At 59.1% G+C, this 21847-nt stretch carries 18 protein-coding genes; 13 read left to right on the forward strand and 5 right to left on the reverse strand.

The features are described from left to right. Positions 1-80: 80 nt before the first annotated feature. The 3 genes from H7B67_RS17425 (at position 81) to H7B67_RS17435 (ending at position 6656) form a co-directional block, all read left to right on the forward strand. A complete protein-coding gene (locus H7B67_RS17425; RefSeq protein ID WP_185121139.1) occupies positions 81-1862 on the forward strand; it encodes an extracellular solute-binding protein in 1782 nt (593 codons plus the stop codon). Between the two features lie 582 nt (positions 1863-2444). Continuing rightward, positions 2445-6068 (forward strand): chitobiase/beta-hexosaminidase C-terminal domain-containing protein, encoded by a 3624-nt coding sequence (locus H7B67_RS17430; protein ID WP_185121140.1) that lies wholly within the window; start codon positions 2445-2447, stop codon positions 6066-6068. A 363-nt stretch (positions 6069-6431) separates the two neighbouring features. Beyond that, entirely contained in the window at positions 6432-6656 is a 225-nt protein-coding gene (locus H7B67_RS17435; protein ID WP_136373465.1) for a helix-turn-helix domain-containing protein, read from the forward strand. Positions 6657-6758: 102 nt separating this feature from the next. Here the strand turns inward: H7B67_RS17435 and H7B67_RS17440 are convergent, their stop codons facing one another. Both H7B67_RS17440 and H7B67_RS17445 read right to left on the reverse strand, forming a co-directional pair. Further along, positions 6759-7148, reverse strand: coding sequence for a retropepsin-like aspartic protease (locus H7B67_RS17440; protein WP_185121141.1), 390 nt, complete (start codon positions 7146-7148; stop codon positions 6759-6761). Then, entirely contained in the window at positions 7148-7405 is a 258-nt protein-coding gene (locus H7B67_RS17445; RefSeq protein WP_185121142.1) for a hypothetical protein, read from the reverse strand. The genes H7B67_RS17440 and H7B67_RS17445 overlap by 1 nt, the downstream gene beginning before the upstream one ends. A gap of 226 nt (positions 7406-7631) precedes the next feature. Here H7B67_RS17445 and H7B67_RS17450 point away from each other — a divergent pair, with 226 nt between their 5' ends. The 6 genes from H7B67_RS17450 (at position 7632) to H7B67_RS17475 (ending at position 14171) form a co-directional block, all read left to right on the forward strand. After that, positions 7632-8138 carry a hypothetical protein gene (locus tag H7B67_RS17450; protein WP_185121143.1) on the forward strand — a complete coding sequence of 169 codons (507 nt, stop codon included), beginning with the start codon at positions 7632-7634 and terminating at the stop codon, positions 8136-8138. After that, the gene (locus H7B67_RS17455; protein WP_185121144.1) at positions 8135-8824 is read left to right on the forward strand and encodes an AIM24 family protein; all 690 of its coding nucleotides are present in this window, start codon (positions 8135-8137) and stop codon (positions 8822-8824) included. Before H7B67_RS17450 ends, H7B67_RS17455 begins: the two co-directional genes overlap by 4 nt. Before the next feature lie 293 nt (positions 8825-9117). Beyond that, a complete protein-coding gene (locus H7B67_RS17460) occupies positions 9118-9348 on the forward strand; it encodes a helix-turn-helix transcriptional regulator (protein WP_245363937.1) in 231 nt (76 codons plus the stop codon). 14 nt (positions 9349-9362) lie between these two features. Further along, the gene (locus tag H7B67_RS17465; protein WP_185121145.1) at positions 9363-10589 is read left to right on the forward strand and encodes an S-layer homology domain-containing protein; all 1227 of its coding nucleotides are present in this window, start codon (positions 9363-9365) and stop codon (positions 10587-10589) included. 263 nt (positions 10590-10852) lie between these two features. Then, complete coding sequence (locus H7B67_RS17470; protein ID WP_245363939.1) at positions 10853-12694, forward strand: ABC transporter ATP-binding protein; 1842 nt, start codon at positions 10853-10855, stop codon at positions 12692-12694. Between the two features lie 127 nt (positions 12695-12821). Next, on the forward strand, positions 12822-14171 hold the full coding sequence (locus H7B67_RS17475) for a DRTGG domain-containing protein (RefSeq protein ID WP_185121146.1): 1350 nt from the start codon (positions 12822-12824) through the stop codon (positions 14169-14171). On the opposite strand, the gene H7B67_RS17480 is transcribed toward H7B67_RS17475, so the two are convergent. The 3 genes from H7B67_RS17480 to H7B67_RS17490 all read right to left on the reverse strand — a co-directional run bounded on the left by H7B67_RS17480 (position 14143) and on the right by H7B67_RS17490 (position 15397). Next, a complete protein-coding gene (locus H7B67_RS17480) occupies positions 14143-14448 on the reverse strand; it encodes a YtpI family protein (protein WP_185121147.1) in 306 nt (101 codons plus the stop codon). The two genes, H7B67_RS17475 and H7B67_RS17480, sit on opposite strands and share 29 nt — an antisense overlap. A gap of 130 nt (positions 14449-14578) precedes the next feature. After that, complete coding sequence (locus H7B67_RS17485) at positions 14579-15064, reverse strand: sporulation membrane protein YtrI (protein ID WP_185121148.1); 486 nt, start codon at positions 15062-15064, stop codon at positions 14579-14581. Between the two features lie 6 nt (positions 15065-15070). Further along, entirely contained in the window at positions 15071-15397 is a 327-nt protein-coding gene (locus H7B67_RS17490; RefSeq protein ID WP_185121237.1) for a YtrH family sporulation protein, read from the reverse strand. 128 nt (positions 15398-15525) lie between these two features. Here H7B67_RS17490 and H7B67_RS17495 point away from each other — a divergent pair, with 128 nt between their 5' ends. The 4 genes from H7B67_RS17495 (at position 15526) to accA (ending at position 21763) form a co-directional block, all read left to right on the forward strand. Continuing rightward, positions 15526-19221: a DNA polymerase III subunit alpha gene (locus H7B67_RS17495; protein ID WP_185121149.1), complete on the forward strand. Its 3696-nt coding sequence runs from the start codon at positions 15526-15528 to the stop codon at positions 19219-19221. 257 nt (positions 19222-19478) lie between these two features. Further along, positions 19479-19667, forward strand: a complete 189-nt coding sequence (locus tag H7B67_RS17500) for a glutamate decarboxylase (protein ID WP_136373484.1) — start codon at positions 19479-19481, stop codon at positions 19665-19667. Positions 19668-19884: 217 nt separating this feature from the next. Then, on the forward strand, positions 19885-20793 hold the full coding sequence (gene accD / locus H7B67_RS17505; protein ID WP_185121150.1) for an acetyl-CoA carboxylase, carboxyltransferase subunit beta: 909 nt from the start codon (positions 19885-19887) through the stop codon (positions 20791-20793). Continuing rightward, complete coding sequence (gene accA, locus H7B67_RS17510) at positions 20783-21763, forward strand: acetyl-CoA carboxylase carboxyl transferase subunit alpha (protein WP_185121151.1); 981 nt, start codon at positions 20783-20785, stop codon at positions 21761-21763. The genes accD and accA overlap by 11 nt, the downstream gene beginning before the upstream one ends. Positions 21764-21847 lie beyond the last annotated feature (84 nt).

Below are 21847 nucleotides of genomic sequence, written 5' to 3' on the forward strand. Positions count from 1 at the left end.
CCTCGGAAGTTTAGCATTCTACCATGGATTATCTGGCTATAATCGCCGATAATTATAGATCATTAAGGGAGGTTCACCGAATGAGAAAGAAAGCGTCATTGAAAACGGCAGCGGTCATGATGATGAGCGCGGCGATGCTGCTCTCGGCCTGCTCCAACAATTCGGGTTCGAACAATACGGCAGGGGAGAGTCCGAGCGCGACTTCGGGCGCGTCCCCGTCCGGAAGCGCCGCGGCGACGGAATCGAGCAAGCCTCAGGAGCTCGTTACGCTGCGCGTCCTCGTCATGGAGCCGGGTACGAAATGGAACAAATACCCGGACAGCAAGGTTGCCCAGGACATCGCCGAGAAAGTCGGCGTCAAGATCGAATACGTCGAAGCCGACGAGAACAAATTCAACGTTCTGCTGGCGAGCGGCGACCTGCCGGATATCGTCCGCACGGACGTCAACAAGTATCAGAAGCAGCTCATCGAAGGCAACCTGATCGTCCCGATGGACGATATGCTGGCCGACCGCGGCAAAGACATTACAGCCAACATCGCTACGGTCGTCGACTATAGCAAGAAGAACTGGAGCAACGGCACCGGCAGCTTGTACTTCCTGCCGCCTCAAGTTCAGCCGAAGCCGGGCACGGCGGTCAAACCGATCACGATCGGCCCGACGATCCGCTGGGATTGGTACAAGGAGATCGGAGCTCCCGAATTGAACACGATGGACGATCTTCTGAACGCCGTCGAACAGATCGTCGAGAAGCACCCGACGACCGATGACGGCAAGAAGGTTTACGGCGTGTCGATGTGGCAGGATTGGGGACTGTGGCCATATTTGATACCGCCTCTTACGTTCACGGGATTGACCGGAGCGACCAGCGACCTGACGGCATCCCAGATCGGGGGCGCCGAGTTTATCAGCACGCTGACGGACGAGAATTCCAACTTCTGGACTGCCATGGACTTCTATAATAAAGCGCAGCGCAGAGGACTGTTGGATCCGGACTCGCTGACGATGAAGAACAACGATTACATGGCCAAGGCGACGGCCGGCCAGATCGTGGTCGGACCCGCTACTTGGGCGATGGGCGACTTCAACGCGCAGCATACGAACGACGGCAAAGGCTTCCTCGTCGTCCCGGCCGGCAAGGTTGCCTGGACCGGCGGCGTCAACCCGCTGGGCTGGCAGGATAAGGCGTACGCGATATCCAAGAGCTCGAAGAATCCCGAGAAAGCGATGGAGTTCCTGAACTACATTTTCTCTTACGACGGCGCGAGAACGATGTACAACGGCGTGGAAGGCAAGGACTGGACCCTGGTGGACGGCAAACCGACGCTGACGGAAGAAACCCTGGCGCTTAAGGCGACGGGCGGCGTTCCACTGGAATCGTCCGGCCTCGGACTCGATCTCAACATCATCGGCCTCGGCGGCGACTTGATCAATCCGGAGGACGGCCAGCCGGTCAACTTGTTCAACACGGAAGAAGCTCTGGCCAAGGCGGCGACGCCGCTGGAGAAGGACTTCGCGGAGCACTACGGCGCGACGTATTCCGGCCAAGTGTTCGAGAAGCTCATCGACGAAGGCAAGCTGATCACGTTCACGACTTGGATGGACGGCATGTCCGACGACGAGATTCTGAAGCGGAACACGGTTCCGGGCGTGACGCTGAACGACGATTGGAAGAAGAAAGAAGCGGCCCTCAAGGAGCTGGCGACCCGCCAAGCCGCCAAGATCGTCCTGTCGAAGGACGACGCCGCGTTCGCGAAGAACAAGCAGGAGGCGCTCGACGCATTCAAGAAAGCGGGGGCCGAGGAATTCACGAAGTATTACAACGACGAAGTTACTCGCCTGAGAACGGAGCACGGGCTGTAAAGTTCGGCAAGGTTTGTTAGGTAAAAAAAGCAAGCGGGTCTGCGCTATCGGGCGCGGGCCCGTTTTTAGCGTGCGCGTGAAAAAGAGGGAGGCCGAGTTAGGAGGAGATACGCGGATAACCCGTGCAACGGCTCCCTCATGGGGCCGATTCCGGAGGAGTTGTACGGAAAACCCGTGCAACGGTACCCGAATGGGGCGAAGTCCGCAGGAGATGCACGGAAAAACCGTGCAACGGCGCCCGCACGGGGCAAAGTCCGCAGGAGATGCACGGAAAACCCGCGCAACGGCGCCTGTTTGAGCCAAAACTTTATCCGCGTTTGCTGCCTTGTTGCCCTTCCCTTTTCCATATCTGTTTGCCCCTAAGGAATGTTCAACCGAATCGCAAGATTGTTCAAATCCGGAAATAAGGGAACGAGAATATCGCTATTTCCTTTCAAGCGTTTCCGTAGATCGTTCATTTTGTAAACGCTTTCCTGGCTATATGATGAAGATGTTCAGGCGAGGAGGTGAGGCTGGGCCGCTAAAAAAGGCCGAAGGAGCTTCGATTCACTAGAAACGCTATGAGTCGAAAGGAGAATCGGAATGAAACGAGTAAAGCAGTTTGCCAGATCGGCGGCGGCGTTCGCGCTGGCCGTCTCGCTTGTCCTGCCTGCTTCGATTCCCGCTATAGCGGCCGCGGAAGGCACGGGAGGTTCAACCGCGCCGACCCCGGTAACCGTGTCGATTCACCCGGAGCAGATCGTCCAGAACGATTGGCTGGGCGTCGGCGTAAACGTCATTCCCGCGAATCTCATGAAGGGCACGACTCAGTTCGGGTACACCGAAGCGCATTGGGAGATGGATCGCAAGAGGATCCTGACCGTTCGTCCGAAGGTGGCGCGGCTCTGGTTCCAGATCGATTGGATGGAGCCCGAGAAGGGAGTCTACACTTGGGAAAGTCCGGAGATGAAGGGGCTATACAAGTATCTCGACGCGTTCAAGGAAGCGGGAACCGAGATCGAGCTGAATTTCGGCTGGAAAAACGGCTCCGCGGTGCACGACTGGTTCACCTTCCCTGGCGTGTCCCAAGCGGAGAGCGCGCCGGCGGACCTGGACGCCTTCGCGGCATCGGCTTCCGCGCTGCTCGAGGAGCTGCTGGACGGACGCGGTTACACGAACGTTAAATACTTGACGTTCTATAACGAGCCGAACGGCAGCTGGGATTACGAGCTGCCCGGCGACCAGCAAGCTTATTACGCCGATATGGCTCGCAAGGTAAGCGACCGGCTCGAAGCGGACGGCCTCCGTTCCCGCATTCAGATCTGGGGACCCGAGGAATCCGGAGCCCCGGCGTGGACGCAATACATGAAGGACCATGCCGACGACGTGTTCGATGCCTACACCTTCCACGTGTACGGGGAGAGCTATGACGGGTTGGGCGGCCAGATCCAAACTCGCAAGAATGCGGCGCAAGGCAAGCCGGTGCACCTGACGGAGTTCGGCTGGTCCGACGATAACGCCAGCAATTGGACGGCCGGATACGCGAACAGCGTTATCCAAGCGGCGAATTCGGGGGTCGGTTCCGCGCTCATCTGGCAGCTCAACGGCACGTGGAGCCCGGATCCGTTCGGAGGAACGAACGGCGGCTATACGATGTGGGACTCGCTGCTGCTCGGCGTTCAGCCCCGCAAAACGTTCTACATCGGCGGTCTCTTGACCCGCTACCTCCCTACGCATAGCTCCGTTCTCCGGGTCGAGACGGACTCGCCGGACGTTCGCGCGGCCGCCTTCAAGTCGCAGGACGGCAACTATACGATCCTGCTCGAGAGCAAGGAGGGGGCGGCCAAGGACGTCACGTTCGACTTCGGCGATGTCGCCGTGAACAAGACCTTCGTCAAGCACGAGTACCGGAACGACGTGGAGCTGGAAGGCAATGCCGTTCTGCCGCCCGCCTCCGGTTCGTTCGAAGCCGGGACCTCGTTCCATGACGCGTCCGTGAGCAGCGATTACGGCGTAGCCGTCTACACGACGGCGCCTTCCGCAACGCAGGTGAAGGTAACGCCCCTAACGCCGACCGTAAATTCGGGCGACAAGCTGAACCTGAGCGCGACCGTGATCGACAATACGGGAGGCGTGAAGTGGAGCATCGTCGGCGACAAGGAAGGCCAACCGAAGGACAAGGGGCAAATCAACAAGAACACGGGCGTTTATCACGCGCCGAAGGTCGAGGACGAGACGTATATCGCCGTCATGGCTACGAGCGTGAACGATCCGTCCGCTTACGGGATCGCGCTCGTCAAGGTACTTCCGAAGTCGCAGCCGAACACGGTCGAAGTGCCGCAGTTCAGCCTGGCTCCCGGCGTATATCCGTCGGCGGAGGCGCTGTTCCTGACCACGCCGACTCCGGGCGCGGAGATCCGGTACACGACGGACGGCAGCACTCCGACGGAATCCTCCGCCCTGTACGAGAAGCCGATTATCGTGCCGAATGCATCGCTAGCCCTTTATAAGGCCAAAGCGTTCAAAGCCGGGATGAAGCCGTCGGGGACGACCTCTTCCCTGTACCAGATGGGGGACGTCAGCAACTCGCCGGACGGCTATTCCTTCTGCATGTACGAGGGGCAAGGCGTTTGCAACTTCCAAGGGGAAGCGATCGTCGCCTTCGGGGCCGACGGCCTGTTCAACTACAAAGTCATGACGGACGGAGCGGTTTGCAGCGCGGACGTCTTCGGGGATCCGGCGCCGGGCGTGCCGAAGCGATGCTTCTACAGCGCGGACGTTCCGGAGGAGCTTCCGGTCGTCACGTTCTATAACGCGGGCTTCGAGAAGCCGGCGACGGCCTCGGCAAGACCGGGGCCGATGACCAACGGCTGGACGTTCTCGGAACGCGCGGGGGTTCAGCATAACGGCGGGGTATTCCAAGCGCCTGACGCTCCGCAGGGCGTTCAAACCGGCTATCTGAAAACGGACGGCGGCATAAACGGCGTGCTCAGCCAGTCGATCAACTTCAAGCCGGGAACCTACCAGGTTGCGTTCAAGGCTGCCAAGCGCATGAGCTTCGGCGGTACGCAGACATTCGACGTGTATATCGACGATACGGCAATCGGTTCGTTCGCTCCGACAACGGGCGAATACGTCCAATACCGGACCGAGCCTTTCGAGACGGAAGGCGGACGTCACACCCTCAAGTTCCTGGCTACCTCGACTACCGGGGACAACACCGCATTCCTGGACGACGTCCGGATTACGCCGCCTGTCGAGCCGGAGGCTCCGTATTTGGCGAATCCGAGCTTCGAGACGCCTGCCGCGGTTAGCGGGAACGGGGTTCTGATCGGCCTGACGGCGGGATGGAGCTTCGACGAATCGTCCGGCATCGTCCGCGGCAGCGGAGGGCAGGGCGCCCCGAATGCGCCTCTCGGCGTTCAAGCGGCCTTTGCCTCGGCGGGCGGGACCTTCCGTCAGAGCGTCGATTTCCCGGCGGGCACTTATGTCGTTAACTTCCGGGCAGCTGCCGACGATGTTCAGACCGTTAAGGTTTATATAGACGATCAAGCTCTCGGCGAATTCGCGCCGACGCAGGGCGCCTATAAGGCTTTCGGCACGAAGTTCTTCACGGTCTCCGCGGGAGAGCACGAGGTCCGCTTTGAAGCCGGCATCGGCGAGGGGATGCTCTGGATCGACGGCGCGTCGCTTGAACGCATCGCCGTTCCGGAGCAAGCCGCTATCGCGAACGGCGGGTTCGAAACCCCCGCCGTGACGAGCGGCAACGGAGTGAAGGTCGGAGGCAACGCCGATTGGGCGTTCAGTCTCACGTCGGGCATGATCCGCAACGGCAGCGTGTTCGGCGCGGCCGACGCGCCCGAAGGAACCCAGGCAGGCTACCTGCAGACCGTGAACGGCAACGCGGGCGAATTCAGCCAAAGCGCGATTTTCCCGGCGGGGACGTTCGCCATTACGTTCCAAGCGGCCAAACGAGCCGGCTTCGGCGGGCAGCAGAAGTTCGATGTTTACGTCGACGAAGAAGTCGTGGGCTCGTTCGAGCCCTCGTCAGGAAGCTATGCCGCTTTTTCGACCGAGAGCTTTACGTTCTCCGAGCCGGGACGGCATAAGATCCGCTTCGTTGCGACCACGACGACGGGAGACAACACCGCCTTCGTCGACGATATCGCGATCGAGCCGGCGAACGCTCCGGTGACGGAGACGGAAACAAGCGCCGCAGAAGTCTAGTCGACTGTCCGAAGCGTGACGAGGCCGTAATCGAAAAGTTTCATAAATATAAATGAAGAGTCCCTTCCGGGGCTCTTCATTTTTGCGATCGAAGGGTAGAAAATGGGCGGTACTCCTGCGCCATACAGGCTCTTGCCCGGTTGCGCGCCCCGGATGCGATTGCATATATTATGTTGAGTCCCGGAAATCCATGACAGGCCGAGTAAGCTTCTGGACGACATGGCTGCCGCAAAATCAGACATGGTCGTACGCCCAAAATTACCGGGTTACCGCACCAGCATCTAGAGCTATTCATATGATAAAGTTGACTGTATCCCTTAACCTTGTAATCATTCCATTCCCGGGCAAGGAGGGGTGACACACTTGAAAGGCAACGACCACAAAAGCAAATTCCTTCTAACCAATCGGGAACGCGAGGTATTTGAACTGCTCGTTCAGGACAAAACGACTCGCGACATAGCCCAACAGTTGTTTATAAGCGAGAAAACGGTCCGCAACCACATCTCCAATGTGATGCAGAAGTTGAACGTCAAAGGTCGTTCGCAAGCGGTTGTCGAGCTAATCAAGCTCGGGGAGCTCAAGATTTAACGCGGCATGCGAGGCGGTACGCGGATGCAGCCGGCCTTCTTTTTCGTTGCTTGTTCCAAGCGGCGGGAGAGGAGGCCCTTTGGTTTTATTGAAGATAATCGTTTACTTCGAGAAGTTGATACGCATCGTGTCAAAGTCGACAACTAATTTTGCCTTTCTCATAAAATCGATGCCTAATATTCCGTCAAACCCATAAGGCTCTTGTACGGACCCTAGTTGGATGGGGAAATTATCAAATGAAACATGTTGTACTCGCAAGCCAGGAATCATTTGTTCATAACAAAGCTCGCCTGTTCCCCCAATCCCATACATACGCTTGGCCGTGCCATGGATAAAATCAATTTGAATGCCTAAATGCGCTAAAAGATCGGTATCAAATACGGTAGCACCGCATCCCGTATCGAATAATACGTTTGGTGCGTTTATCGAATCTTCTCGATAAGTCAACGTTAACGACACGACGGGAAGTCCATTTAACAGGCTGATCTTCATTAGAGATGGCGCACACCCGTAAAAAATTCTTCCACCGTCTCCACGTCGGAGCGACTGGTATGAAAAATATAAAGTTCTCGGGAAGGATAAAGTTTACGGAACTCTTTATAGCTATTCCATGCTTCTTGCGGGTTGTCGTAATCTCGAATGACCGCCATGTCTTCAAGTTTGCGCACGCGGTTATTGGAGTTCGCTTTAATTGCTTCAACCAACACCAGACGATCCGGATGCCGCTCTGCGATTTCAGTCCATTTCATCGTCCTCACCCCGCAAGATCATTTTGCACCTATTATATCACAAGTAAGAGGAGCGATTTAATCGTGTCCTATTAAGTAGTGCAATTCGCAATCGTATCAGCGAAAAAAAGGATCGTACATTGTCGGTTTCCCCAAATTATTGGAACTTCCGCGCCTGCCGTCTCGTTTGATAGAATAAGAGATTGAAAGTTTTCATTCTTAGTCGAACCAAAGGACGGTGTAGCGAATGAAGCTCATTCGAGAATTTGCAGCCAGCCACCCGATTTGGAATATGGCCCTCCTTATCGCAACAGCCGTCATGTGTTCCGCTTTCCTGTTGGCGGAGCCGGCGCAAGCGGGGCTGATCGATCGTCTCCAAGACATCTATAAAGCGCCGGACAAGCTGGAAGAAATCCAATCCGAATATAACCAAGCGAAGGAAGAGCTGAACCGGCAGACCGAACAGTTCGCCGCGGAACGGGAAGAAATGCAGCAGCAAACCGAGGCGCTGATGGGCCGGAACGAAGCTTTGGCTGCCCGGAACGAGTCTCTCGCGTCGCAGAATGCGGCCTTGCTCGAGCGGTTGGACCAAGCGGAACGGGAGAAGGAGAAGAAGGCGGCTCTTACGCGGAAAATCGTCCTGACGGCCGTGACGATACTCGGTCTCGGCATGGCGTACTTCTTATCGATTCGAATGTGGCGGTTTACGGCATGGCGGCGGCATCAGCGGCTTACGGGAGGGCAGAGCCGATGAACATAACGGCGCCTCCGCCGCAGGATCACGTTCGAATCGAGCTGGAAGCCGGCGAGGCAATGCACGTTCTGCATCCGAAGTCCATCGTGGCCTTCCAAGGCTCTCCCCGGAATCGGGAAGACCGGGTGATGGATCTATCGAACGCCTACCGCAAGAAGAAGTGGATCCGTTCCAAGCTGACGGGCCCTGCCGAAGCCGTGCTGGGACTGCCGGCCGAATGCTCGCTAACGGTCGTGGATATCGAGGCGGACAGCGATCTGCTGTTCAACTTCCGCCACGTTCTTTTTTACACCGACGGACTTCAAATGAAGAGCCGCATTCAGAAAATCAAAACCGCCTGGATAACAAGAGAATGGGTGAGGATGCGCTTCGCGGGACCGGGGAAGCTGGGACTCGTCACTTCGGGTGCGCTCGCCACGATGCCGCTCCGTCCGGAGATGCCGATATTCGCCGAAGCCGGCTCGCTCGTCGCCTATCCGGAGAAGGCGAACGTTCAATTGTCCGTTTACGGGAACACGTTGGCCAGCCAGCATATGGGAGTTCAATGGCAATTGACGGGCAGCGGGCCGATTCTGATCCAGTGCGGAGCGGCCGATTCCGGCTTAAGCGATCACCTTCAAGGGGACGGCCTTATCAAACGCCTGCTTAGGGAACTGCTTCCGTTCGGCAGCGTGTATATTAAGTAGTAGGACTTTCAGGGCAAGCGTTTTCCCGGATTCGACGCGATTCGGAAGATCTGCCGCGCAAATCGACTTTTCGGCGTTTTTTCGAGCCCGTAATCCATCGGCATGATCCCTTGGAAAGTAAGCTTATAACACGGCTCGGCCCTTGCGGGCCGGGCTTTTGCGTTGCTCGGACAAATTTTTTTGCCCGAATGCGCATCCGACACGACGAACTGACAGCATCCGCGGAAGATGGTGTCTATAATGAAGGAAATTCCGCTTAATTGCTCTACAAAATGCAAATGGAGGGATTGGACATGGAAAACGTGAATATCGAGACGAATTTTGAGAAATTGGCCGAGAAGCATCGTTTGACTCAGAGGGAGAAAGAAATTCTCTCTTACTGGATGAGAGACTACGATTACAAGCACATCGGCATTCTCCTCGGCATTAGCCGGCACACCGTCAAGGTCCATATCTCCCGCATTAATCTGAAGCTGCAGGTGAACTCCAAGGCCTCCCTCATTCTGAAGCTGATCAGCGCCTAGAGCCGGTCGGAACGATGTTATCAAGCCGTTATCGCCAATTCGGATCCGTTGCTTTAGTCCGTCTTGCTTATATTTGTCTTATCTTCGGTTTGCTGCCGGTCCCCGCCGCTCACGGACAAGCTTCGCCTTCTCTCAGGCAGCTGATCTACTTGGACGATTCCAAGCGGAGCTCGGCGCTGATGGAGCTTAGCTTCGACGTCCGGAATTGGACCGTCGGCCAAGTCATCTCGCATAAGCCGTATGCCGTCGTGAACGAGGTCGGGGGAGAAGCGGGCAAGTTCGCGTACGAGCTCCAAGTGTGGCGCGGAACCGGCGTGCGCGAAGGCAGCGACCTGATGACGGAATGGGATGTCCTGGATATCTCCGGGCAAGGCTCCGTCATCCAGGTGTTCGTCAACTATGCCCGAGTCGCCCCGAATTACTTCGCCGCCGCCAGCCAGAAGGAATTCCGAACCTTATCGGGAACGGAGACGTATCCTTGGGCGGATCTGCCGACGGACCCGGAAGCACAGGCCAGGGGCGTTCCGGCGCTTCCGGCGGACGGCTTCTTCGATGTCTACGGGATTCTCCCGCAGGACGGATCCGTCGCGCTCTCCAGCGTTGCCCATCAAGTAAGGGCTTTGCCCGACATCCCGTCGCAACTTAAGGAGACGGCCCCGCAGCCAGTTGCGCTGCCGGCCGGGCCGGCGACGGCGGTCCCCTCCGACCTGAGCGGCCACTGGGGCGAGGCGTACGTGCTCGATCTGATGGGCAAGGGCATGATCAAGGGCTTCGAAGACGGAACCGTTCAGCCGGATCGCGAGCTGACCCGGGCCGAGTTCGTCGCCATGCTTATTCGTGCCCTTCAGGTCGAGCCGCTCTCGCCGCCGGCCGTCGTTTACTCGGACGTGCCGTTGACGCATTGGGCGAGCAAGGAGATCGGACTCGCCTACGAGATCGGCGTTATCGATACGGACGGCACGGGTAGGCTCCAGCCTTCCAGGTTAATCACCCGAATGGAGATGGCCCGCGTGCTGGCGGCGGCGATGCCGTCCTTCGCTCCGCCTCAAGAGAACGGAAGCGCCGCGTTGAAGGACGTGGACGCGCTGAAGCCCGCCGATCGGAGAGCGATTCTCTCGCTTGCCGAAGCCGGCATCGTAGGCGGCAACGACCTTGGCGAATTCCGTCCCGGGGATTCGCTGACCCGGGCGGAAGCGTCGAAGGTGTTGTCGCAATTTCTGAAGATCAGGCAAGCGCTGTAACTTTTAGTCCAAAGCCCCTGTGTGCGCCATTGATGGCGTGCCGGGGGCTTTTTGCCGCGATCATCGCTTGTTGGCGAATAGATGACTATTCAAGTGTAATACCGAGATATCCTGGTATTAACGCGGGTTAACCGGACGACAAGGCTGATTATCGCCGAATGGGATAGCCGCTCCTTGATTTCCGCGGTTTACACGAAGCCCGATTTGCCCGACAATGATGAAGTTGGATTTTTGTGAACACGCGTTTACTGAGGGGGATCATCATGAATACCGCGGCGGCTTCCGCACAGGAAGCGCTCAATAGGAAGCTCGGAGCCGATGCCAGGGAAGGCGGGGCCTCTTACGGCATGGAGCATTTATTCGAGAACGAATCGCTGACGGATCGCCGTCCGGCCCGATTCTTGTCTCTCTTGTACAAGGACCACTGGACGAAGCTCGCGATTTCGGTTTTCTTTTTCCTGATTAAGCATTCCCCGGTTTATGTGCTGCCGATCGTCACGGCCAACCTCATCAACATGGCGACGAAACCGGAGGAACATGGCCGGACGGAATTATGGTGGAACTTCATTCTGCTCTTCGTCGTTATCGTGCAGAATATCCCGACCCAGGTGCTGCATATCTCCTACATGAGCAAAGCGATCCGCTACGTGGAAGCGGGCCTTCGAAGCACGCTGGTGCGCAAGCTGCAGCGGCTCTCGATGGCGGCCCACGGGGAGCTCGCCGCGGGCAAGCTGCAAGCGAAGGTGCTGCGGGACGTCGAGGCGATCGAATTCCTGTCCCGCCAGATGATGCTCTCGGTCATTCCCGCCATCGTCAGCGTTATCGTCGCGATCTACATCACGGCTTCCCGCAGCCTGCTCGTCACGGGATTTTTCGTCCTGACGATTCCGGCCGCGCTCGTGGTCATCTCCTTTTTCCGCAAAAAGATTCAAAGAACGAACACGGAGTTCCGCAAGCAGATCGAGTCGATGTCCGGCCAAGTGTCCGAGATGGTGGGGATGATGCCGGTCACCCGGGCTCACGGGCTGGAGCAGACGGAGATCAACAAGATCGATTCGACGCTCGGCCGCCTGCGCAACAAGGGCTATCGCCTGGACATCGTGGAAGCCTATTTCGGTTCCTCGGCATGGGTGACGTTCCAAGTGTTCCAGGTGCTCTGCCTGGCGTTTACGATCCTGCTAGCGTACCGCGGGACGATTCCGGTCGGGGACGTGGTGCTGTACCAGTCCTTCTTCACGATGATTCTGAACTCGGTGAGCCAGCTGCTTAACGTGTACCCGAACATCGCCAAAGGCTTCGAGTCGATCTACTCGGTGACGGAGATCTTGTTCTCGAAGGAGGAAGAGGAGTACCGGGGCAAGAAGAAGCCGGAGAACGTATCGGGAAGCTTCAAGTTCGAAGGCGTTCACTTCGGCTATCCGAACTCGGAACGGCACGTGCTGAGCGACTTCAACCTGGACGTGAAGGCGGGCGAATGCATCGCTCTCGTCGGAGCGTCCGGAGCGGGCAAGTCGACGGTGCTGAATCTCGCGATCGGCTTCAACCGTCCGACCAAGGGGCGGGTCCTGCTCGACGGCATGCCGATGGACGATCTCGACATGTCCGTATACCGGCAGAGCTTGGCGGTCGTCCATCAGAGCACGGTGCTGTTCTCGGGAACCATCCGGGAAAATATTACGTACGGACTGCCGACGGTGAGCGAGGAGAAGCTGGAGGAAGTCATTCGCATGACGCATCTGCAGGACGTGATCGCCATGCTTCCGCAAGGGCTGGACACTCCGGTCGGCGAGCACGGCGGCAAGCTGTCCGGCGGCCAGCGGCAGCGCATCGCGATCGCGCGGGCGCTGATCCGCGATCCGAAGATCATCCTGCTCGACGAAGCGACGTCGGCGCTCGACAACGAGTCGGAATACTTCGTGCAGCAGGCGATGCAGCAGCTGATCAAGAACCGAACGACGTTCATCGTCGCGCACCGGCTGTCCACGATCCGCGACGCGGACCGCATCGTCGTCATGAAGCAGGGCAAGTGCGTCGAGATCGGCACCTACGAGGAGCTGATGGCGAAGCAAGGCGAATTCTATCAACTGAAGCAGCTTCAGGCTTAAGCGGCTTGGAGGAGAGGAGGGCCGTCCGCGAGGGCGGTCTTTCTTCAATTCTTGAGTACCGTCGTTCTGGAGACGCGCCCTTCATTTGTAGTATGATGAAAGGACAAGAATCGCAGGGGGCGGAACGATGTCGGGCAAGGGCATAGAGGAAACGAACGGGGAACTGACGAAGCACGAGCTGCTGCTGCAGTACATTAGGGAGCTGCCGGTCGGCACGCGGATCTCCGTGCGTCAGGTGGCCAAGGAGCGGGACGTGTCGGAAGGGACGGCATACCGCGCGCTGAAGGAAGCGGAGCAGCTCGGCTACGTCAACACGAAGGAACGGATCGGGACGGTGCGCGTCGACCGGAAGCGGCGCGGCCAGCCGGAGCAGCTGACGTTCGCCGAGGTGCTGGAGATCGTGCAAGGGGAGCTGCTGGGAGGCAAGGAAGGCCTCGGCAAGACGCTCCATAAGTTCGTCATCGGCGCGATGGAGCTGGACGAGATGATGGGGTACATCGATGCGGGAAGCCTGCTGATCGTCGGCAACCGCGCGAACGCTCAGCGGGTCGCGCTGGAGCAAGGTGCGGGGGTTCTCGTGACGGGGGGCTTCGGAGCGAGCGAAGAAGTGCGGGCATACGCGGACGATAGGCAGCTGCCTATCTTGAACTGCAAGTACGACACGTTCACCGTCGCTTCGATGATCAACCGCGCGATGTACGACCGGCTGATCAAGCGCAAAATCATGACGATCGCGGACCTGGTCGAGCCGCAGGCGAGGACGGGCGCCCTGAAGCAGAACGCTTCCGTGGCGGAGTTTCTGAAGCTGAGCGAGGAGACGGGCTACTCTCGGTTCCCGATAACGGACGATTGGAACCGGGTGGTCGGGATCGTCACCTCGAAGGACGTCGTCGGATCTCCGGGAGCCCAGACGCTGGACAAGCTGATGACGCGCAGGCCGATGACGGTGACGATGGCGACCCCGATCGCGTCGGCCGCTCACCGGATGGTATCGGAAGGCATCGATCTGCTGCCGGTCGTCGACCGACAGAGAAAGCTGATCGGAGTCGTAAGCCGCGCGGAAGTGCTTCGCGCGATGCAGTTCTCCTCCAACAATCAGCAGCAAGGAGAGACGTTCGACGCGCTGATCTGGGGAGGGTTCTCGGAGAGAAGGGACGAGGAGAACCGGCTCGTATTCACGGGACTGGCCACTCCTCAGATGATCGGATCCTTCGGCACCGTGTCGGAGGGAGTCCTGACGATGCTGATGCAGCAGGCGGCGGCCAGGGCTGCGAACGACCTGCACAGGCGCGACCACGTGCTGCAGAACATGACGACTTATTTTCTCCGGACGGTGCCGATCGAAGCCACGCTCTCCATCCTGCCGAGCATCATCGAGGTAAGCCGACGCCATCTGATGATGGAAGTGACGGTGCTTCAGGACGGAGACGTGATGGCCCGGGCTCTGCTTACTGCGCAGACGATCGATGCTTGGTGAAGTGGGAATGGTTGCGCATTCCCGCGAACAGGTTGAACAGTCCCAGCACTAGGAAAACAGCGCCGACGATGACGCGCAGCGTCGAGCCGCTGAAGAGGAGCATCTGGATCAGGGCAAGCAGGATGAGCGTCGAGCCGAGGCAGATGTTCATCCGGGCTCCGTACAGGCCGCGCAGAACGGCGTTGGCGGTTCTCCGCGAACGATAGCTGAAGAAGACGGACAGGACGGACGACAGAATGACTAGCGCGCCCAGGATCCATTGAAGTGCGGATTCCATAGTTCGAGTTGCAGCTCCTTCGGTTGAAGAATTTGTCCTCTATTGTAGCATAATCGTAGGGAATCCGCTTCTAGGCGTTTCCATTTCCGTCGTATCCGTCAAATCCTTCGTACTCGCTATTCTCGCCAGATTACTTGGTCAGAACCTGCTTCGCCTCCACCCACACTTGGAGCACGGAATCGGCCAGAAGCATCGTCCGGATGCTGACGGAATAGTTTTTGCTCTTCACGTCCGTGTACACCTTGCCATTGATCAGCTTGCGCACGAGCTCCGCATCGGAGCCGATGTCGTAGATGCTGTTCCCGATCAGAATGGAGAGGTCCTTCTCCACCTTTTTCTTGAGCTCGGCCTCGGCCACTTTATCGACGGGGGGCTTGCCCTCCGGCTCCAGTACGAACGCGACGATTTCGCGAATCTTCGTCACCTGCTTGTTCGCCTTCAACTGCGCCTCGGTCAGGGTGAGCTGCTCCTTCAGGTCGTAATTTTGCTCGATAATGCGATGCGATTGGTCCGCCACCATGCTGTTAAAAATCGCCGCCCCGACGATCATCCCGCATAGGAAGAACGCCATCGAGTGCATCCCCTTGCGATAGCGTTTAAAGTCAGGTACCCTCACCGTGCGTCACCCCGCGCTCCGGCACATCCATTGAATCAGCTCGCCGGCCAGATGAGCCCCCAGAAAGGCAAATAGAATATAGGCGATCTGCATGATCGCGGGAGACAAATAGCCCTCCGACACGTTCCATTCGATGACGCGGATGGGGTCGATCGATCCGCCGATGGCGACGACGACGGCCCATATCTTGATTCGCGCCGCGATATCGAGCATCGTCGTCTGCGGGGACTGCCAGAGGAACAAAGATGCCATCCCCGCGAGCATCGAAGCCCCCAGCACGACGCCGAAAGCGACGAAGAAATCGAGAGTCGCTTGGGTGAAAAACCGATTCATATTGCTCAGATCGTTCATTCCGATCCCCTCCTTTAACATCTATATGGGACGGGCTTCGCGTCATATGATACAATTAAAGAAACAAACATATGATCGTATGTTAATCGGACCAAAAAGAAGGGATTTCCATGTGCGGTTTCGTTCATTTGCATGTTCATAGCGAGTACAGTCTGCTGGACGGGGCTTCCCGCATCAAGGAGATGGCGGCCAAGGCGGCCGACCTCGGCATGAAGGCGCTCGCGCTGACCGACCACGGCGTCATGTACGGGGCGATTCCCTTCTACAAGGCCTGCCGGGAGCGCGGCGTCAAGCCGATCATCGGCATGGAAGCGTACGTCGCTTCCGGCTCCCGGTTGGAGAGGGTGTCGCGCAAGGAACAGCCCATCTATCACCTGACGCTGCTGGCGAAGAATTTGACGGGATACCGGAACCTGATGAAGCTGAGCTCGATCGGGCACCTGGAGGGCTTCTACTATAAGCCTCGCATCGACTTCGAGACGATCGAGAAGCATGCGGAGGGACTCGTCTGCCTGAGCGGCTGCCTGGCGGGAGAGCTGTCCCAGCACCTGGCGAACGATCGGTACGAGGAGGCGAAGAAGACGGCTCTTCGTTACCGCGGGCTGTTCGGGGAGGACTACTTCCTCGAAATTCAGGACCACGGGATTCTCGAGCAGAAGAAAGTGGCCGCGGGGATCGCGCGCCTCGCGGAGGAGACCGGCATCCCGCTCGTCGCGACGAACGACTCCCATTATTTGAGCGAAGAAGATTCCTCGCTTCAGGACGTTCTCATCTGCATCGGCACCGGCAAAACTCTCGAGGATCAAGACCGACTGAAGATCGAAACCACCCAGCTCTACCTTAAGAGTGAGGAGGAGATGCGCAGGCTGTTCCCCCATCTTCCGGAGGCCATCGCGAACACGGCGCGGATCGCCGACCGCTGCGAGCTGGAGCTGGAGCTCGGCGGCCACATCCTTCCGGCGTATCATCCGCTTCCCGAAGGAATGTCCGCGGGCGCCTATCTCGAATCGCTCTGCCGCGCGGGGCTGGAGGAACGCTATTCGCATCGGCCGGACTGGAACGACCCGGCTCCGGCGGCGACCGGAGTCCCCTCCTTCCGGCAGCAGGCGGAGGATCGCCTTAAGTATGAGCTTAGCGTCATCGGCCGGATGGGGTTCGACGATTATTTTCTGATCGTATGGGATTTCATTCGGTTCGCCCGGGAAAACGGCATCGCGACCGGGCCGGGACGAGGCTCCTCGGCGGGGAGCCTCGTGGCCTACACGCTGCGGATTACGAACGTCGACCCGATCGGACACAAGCTGCTGTTCGAGCGGTTCCTCAACCCGGAGCGGGTGACGATGCCCGATATCGACATCGACTTCAGCGACGAGCGCCGGGACGAGGTCATCCGCTACGTCTCGGACAAGTACGGCAACGGTCACGTGGCGCAGATCATCACGTTCGGAACGTTAGCGGCGCGCGCTGCCGTGCGGGATGTCGGGCGCGTCATGAATCTGCCTTACGGCGAGGTGGACAAGGCGGCCAAGCTGATTCCCGGTGCGCCCGGCATGTCCATCGAGCGCGCGATGAAGGAGAACCCCGACTTCAAGGCGCTCGCGGATAAGGGAGGCCAGATCGGGGACCTGATCGCGATGGCCCGCCGGGCGGAGGGCATGCCGCGCCACGCGTCCACGCACGCCGCCGGAGTCGTGATCTCCTCGGAGCCGCTAACCGATTACGTTCCCCTGCAGGAAGGAACGGGAGGCGTGCCGCTCACGCAGTATTCCATGGAGCATCTGGAAGCGGTCGGCCTCCTGAAGATGGATTTTCTCGGGCTCCGCACGTTGTCTATCATCGAGAGAGCGATGGGGTGGGTGAAGGAGAGAGAAGGCGCCGAGCTTCGCTGGGAGACGATTCCCTTCGACGATCCGGCGACGTACGGGCTGCTGGGCAAGGGCGATACGATGGGCATCTTCCAGTTGGAATCCGCGGGAGTGAGGCGGGTGCTGAAGGACCTGAAGCCGAGCTCGTTCGAGGACATCGTGTCGGTCGTCGCGCTGTACCGGCCGGGGCCGATGGAATTCATTCCGCAGTTCATCCGCACGAAGCACGGGGAGATGGGGAGCGAGTATCCGCACCCCGACCTGGAGCCGATCCTGAAGGACACGTACGGCATCATCGTCTACCAGGAGCAGATCATGCAGATCGCCTCGAGCATGGCCGGGTTCTCACTTGGGGAAGCGGATCTGTTAAGGCGAGCCGTCGGCAAAAAAAAGCGGGAGGTGCTGGACGAACAGCGCGCGCATTTTGTCGGGGGGAGCTTGAAGCAGGGGTATGGCGAGGAGGAGGCGAACCGCGTCTACGACATGATCGTGCGGTTCGCCGACTACGGGTTCCCGCGCGCGCACGCGGCCGCCTACGCGGTGCTTGCGTTCCAGACGGCCTACCTGAAGGCCCACTACCCGGTGTTCTTCATGGCGTCGATGCTGACGGCCGTCATCGGCAACCAGCGCAAGACGGCGGAATACGTGGACGAGTGCCGGCGGATGGGCATCGCGGTGCTGCCTCCCGACGTCAACGAGAGCGGAGTGCTGTTCACGCCCGTTCAAGGCGATTCGCCCGCGATCCGCTACGGCCTGGCGGCGGTGAAGAACGTCGGCACGCAGGCGATCGAGAGCATTCTGGCGGCGCGCTCGGAGGGGCCGTTCGAGAGCCTGACCGACCTATGCCGCCGAGTCGATCCTCGCGTCTGCAACAAGCGCGTCCTGGAGTCGCTGCTCCTGTCCGGGGCGTTCGGCTCGCTGCCCGGCCACCGCGCCCAGCAGCTCGCCGCGCTCGACGAGACGGTCGAAGCGGCCGCCGCTTGGCGCAAGGAGAAGGAAGAGCTTCAGCTCGAGCTGTCGCTGGATCTGTCGGATCTGGGGGAAGCGCCGAATTGGAGCGTCGACCTGCCGGACATCGCTCCGTTCACGCAGACCCAGACGCTTGAGCTGGAGAGGGAACTGCTCGGCCTTTACTTGTCCGGGCATCCGCTGGACGAATACGAGCCCAAGTGGGAGGAGCTCGGCCTGGACCGGCTGGTGGAGCTGACGGAAGCGGCGGACGGCGCGTCCGTCGTCACGGCGGGGATGGTCGTGTCGGTGAAGCAGATCCTGACCAAAAGCGGGCAATCGATGGCTTTCCTGGAGCTGGAGGATCGCATCATGGGCGCGGAGCTGGTCGCTTTCCCTTCGGTATGGAAGAGCGCGGCCCAGCATGTGAGCAAAGGCTCCTTGCTGCTCGTGAAGGCGAAGCTGCAGCAGGGCGACGAGGACTTCAAGCTGCTCGCGGACGAGCTCGTGCCGCTTACGGTTCCGGATTTGGCCGCGCAAGCGGCGCGTTTGAGAAGAGCGCGGGCGCCGATATACGGGGCCAATCGCCCGGGAGGCGGAAGCCCGGGAGGCGGCAAGTCCCGCGAAGGAGCGGAGAAGCCGCCGTATTCCCGGCCTGCCGGGAAGGCGTCTGCCTCCGGGCGGCCGCCGCAGCCCGCCGGATCGGGCGTCGCGGCATCCGCGGACTCGGGCCCGGCTGCGCCCGTCAAGCCGCCGATCCCCAGCGACCAGAAGGTGTACATTCGGATCGATGCCGCCAGCGAGAGGCCGAGCACGTTGAACCGGCTGAAGACGCTGCTCGCCGAGCATCCGGGCAACCATCCGACCCTGCTCTTTTACGAGAAGCAGCGCCGAACGGTCGCCTTGTCCGACGAGCTGATGGTCCGGCCGTCGCCGGAGCTGGTCCGGCGCATCGAGTCCCTTCTCGGACCGGGAAGCGTTCGCGTCAAATAAGGGAAACGGAGATGCCCTCCGCTTGGCCGATACGGTCCAAGGAGGGCATCTTCGTCGGTTCTCCTGTCCGTTCTTAGACGAATTCAACCGGATGGCGGGCGCGGCGTCCGGCGGGTAGGCCGCATTGCTCGGTTGCTAGCCTCAAGCCATGTGTGCTATCATTTCATTAATGTGGAGGTCCTTGACTTCCATCGATTAGGACAGGCTTTGAAGAGCCAGAAGCCGAAGATTAAGCCATCCATTGGGGGTCCCGCTTCATGTGGACGGTCATTTACATTGCGCCGACCGCCAAGATTGCGGAGCGGATCCAGAAGCGTTTGACGGAGGAAGGATTCCTCGTTCGGATACGCCCCATCAATCTGACCAAGCCTCAATACGAGATTTTGGTTCCGTCCGGCGAAGTTCAGGAAGTGCAAGAGGTTCTCGGAAGCATTTTGCATCTGTAGCCGATTCCGTAGAGGGGAACAGCCGTCCGGCTTTCCCTTGGATCGGCATCCGATTGAGTAGCAAGCCCTGAAGCAGGGCAGCGAAATCGTTGATCGGACGATAGGGAGTTCGCCGCAGGCATCGGCGGACGGCCCTGCGCACGTCACGCCTGAACGCTGCGGACCGTTTCGATTCGTTCGGACGGACCGCCATTTTTGTGCCTTGTGAGGTGTCGCTGTGTTCAAGGATTTTTTCCAGAAGAAGAAATACGCTGTCGTTCCCATGGGGACGAACGCCGCCCCTAATAAGACCGAGAGCGGAGCCGAGGAACGTCCGAAGCGGGAGATTCCCGAAGGACTCATGAACCGTTGCTCCAAATGCGGCAATATCCAATTCACCAAAGAGCTCGAGAAGAACCTTAAAGTATGTTCGACCTGCGGGCATCATTTTCGCTTGAACGCTTGGGAACGCATCGCGATGACCGTAGACGAGGGAAGCTTCGCGGAGATCGACGCGAACCTCGTCTCCGAGGATCCGCTCGAGTTCCCGGGCTATAAGAAGAAGCTGGCGCAGCAGACGGAGAACTCCGGGCTGAAGGACGGGATCGTCACGGGCACCGGAGAGATCGGCGGATTCCCCGTCGCGATCGGCGTCATGAGCTTCGACTTTTTCTCCGGAAGCATGGGCTCCGTCATCGGGGAGAAGATCGCCCGCGTGATCGAGCTGGCAGGCGAGAAGAGCCTTCCGCTAATCCTGTTCTCCACCTCCGGCGGAGCGCGGATGCAGGAGAGCATCCTGAGTTTGATGCAGATGGCCAAGACGAGCGCCGCGCTAGCGAAGTTCCAGGACCACGGCGGATTGTTCATCTCCGTGTTCACCGACCCGACGATGGGCGGCGTCTCGGCGAGCTTCGCGAGCCTGGGCGATTACAATCTGGCGGAGCCGGGAGCGCTGGTCGGGTTCGCGGGACGCATCGTTATCGAGCAGACCATTCGCCAGAAACTGCCGGATAACTTCCAGACGGCCGAATTCAACCTGAAGAACGGCCAGCTGGACAAAGTCGTTCATCGCAAGGACATGAAGTCCTTCCTGACGAAGCTGCTGGATATGCATGCCGGGAAAGGAGTGCGCGCGGATGTCCGTTGAATTGCCATTCGAGAAGCCGCTGGAAGATCTGCGCAAGAAGATCGACCATCTGAAGAAGGTCGGCCAGGATCAGCAGATCGACTTCACGGAAGAACTAGCCAGGCTGGAAGAGCGTTATAAAGAGCTGGAAGACGAGATTTACAGCAACTTGAGCGCGGCCAATATCATGCACCTGGCTCGCCTGCATCAGCGGCCGACGACTCTCGATTATATTCCATTGGTGTTCACCGACTTCATCGAGCTTCACGGCGACCGGCTCTTCGCGGACGATCTGGCGATCGTCGGCGGCTTGGCGAAGCTGAACGGAGTGCCGGTTACCGTCGTCGGCCACCAGCGCGGGAAGGATACGAAGGATAACATCCAGAGATTCTTCGGCAGTCCGCATCCGGAAGGATTCCGCAAGGCGCTGCGTTTCATGCAGCAAGCGAACAAATTCGGCCGGCCGATCATTACCTTCATCGATACGAAGGGGGCTTATCCGGGCGATACGGCCGAAGCCCGCGGACAATCCGAGGCGATTGCCCGCAACCTTCGCGAGATGGCGCTCTTCGGAGTTCCGGTCATCTGCGTGGTGATCGGAGAAGGCGGAAGCGGAGGCGCTCTGGCGCTTGGCGTCGGCAACCGCGTGCTGATGCTGGAGAACTCGATCTACTCGGTTATCTCGCCGAACGGAGCCGCTTCGATCCTGTGGAAGGACGCCTCGAAGGCCGATCAGGCGGCGGAAGCCATGAAGATCACCGCCAAGGATCTCAAAGAATTCGGAGTCATCGAGGAGATCATCCCCGAGCCGAAGGGAGGCGCTCACCGCGATCCGGCCGTTCAGGCCGAGTCGATCCGCGACGCTCTCTGGAGACATCTGCAGGAGTTGTCCGCGCTTGAGCCGGAACAGCTTATCGAAGATCGTTACCGGAAGTTCCGCGCGATCGGCAGGTTCGCCGAGCTGGCGCCGGCCATGAGCGAGACTCCTTGACATAAGCCGATTTCCCCGAAGTTTATCGTTGTCCTCCGGACGGCGAGGCTTCGGGCTTCAAGCATGTTAACGTATGGACAAAAA

The sequence above is a fragment of the Cohnella thailandensis genome, assembly GCF_014212135.1.
GTDB classification, from domain to species: domain Bacteria; phylum Bacillota; class Bacilli; order Paenibacillales; family Paenibacillaceae; genus Cohnella; species Cohnella thailandensis.

Excerpts from the sequence above, each read along its gene's own strand:
- H7B67_RS17425 (WP_185121139.1), top strand. The coding sequence starts at position 81 with ATGAGAAAGAAAGCGTCATTGAAAACGGCAGCGGTCATGATGATGAGC.
- H7B67_RS17430 (WP_185121140.1), top strand. The coding sequence starts at position 2,445 with ATGAAACGAGTAAAGCAGTTTGCCAGATCGGCGGCGGCGTTCGCGCTG.
- H7B67_RS17440 (WP_185121141.1), bottom strand. The coding sequence starts at position 7,148 with ATGAAGATCAGCCTGTTAAATGGACTTCCCGTCGTGTCGTTAACGTTG.
- H7B67_RS17445 (WP_185121142.1), bottom strand. The coding sequence starts at position 7,405 with ATGAAATGGACTGAAATCGCAGAGCGGCATCCGGATCGTCTGGTGTTG.
- H7B67_RS17450 (WP_185121143.1), top strand. The coding sequence starts at position 7,632 with ATGAAGCTCATTCGAGAATTTGCAGCCAGCCACCCGATTTGGAATATG.
- H7B67_RS17455 (WP_185121144.1), top strand. The coding sequence starts at position 8,135 with ATGAACATAACGGCGCCTCCGCCGCAGGATCACGTTCGAATCGAGCTG.
- H7B67_RS17460 (WP_245363937.1), top strand. The coding sequence starts at position 9,118 with ATGGAAAACGTGAATATCGAGACGAATTTTGAGAAATTGGCCGAGAAG.
- H7B67_RS17465 (WP_185121145.1), top strand. The coding sequence starts at position 9,363 with ATGTTATCAAGCCGTTATCGCCAATTCGGATCCGTTGCTTTAGTCCGT.
- H7B67_RS17470 (WP_245363939.1), top strand. The coding sequence starts at position 10,853 with ATGAATACCGCGGCGGCTTCCGCACAGGAAGCGCTCAATAGGAAGCTC.
- H7B67_RS17475 (WP_185121146.1), top strand. The coding sequence starts at position 12,822 with ATGTCGGGCAAGGGCATAGAGGAAACGAACGGGGAACTGACGAAGCAC.
- H7B67_RS17480 (WP_185121147.1), bottom strand. The coding sequence starts at position 14,448 with ATGGAATCCGCACTTCAATGGATCCTGGGCGCGCTAGTCATTCTGTCG.
- H7B67_RS17490 (WP_185121237.1), bottom strand. The coding sequence starts at position 15,397 with ATGAATCGGTTTTTCACCCAAGCGACTCTCGATTTCTTCGTCGCTTTC.
- H7B67_RS17495 (WP_185121149.1), top strand. The coding sequence starts at position 15,526 with ATGTGCGGTTTCGTTCATTTGCATGTTCATAGCGAGTACAGTCTGCTG.
- H7B67_RS17500 (WP_136373484.1), top strand. The coding sequence starts at position 19,479 with ATGTGGACGGTCATTTACATTGCGCCGACCGCCAAGATTGCGGAGCGG.
- accA (WP_185121151.1), top strand. The coding sequence starts at position 20,783 with ATGTCCGTTGAATTGCCATTCGAGAAGCCGCTGGAAGATCTGCGCAAG.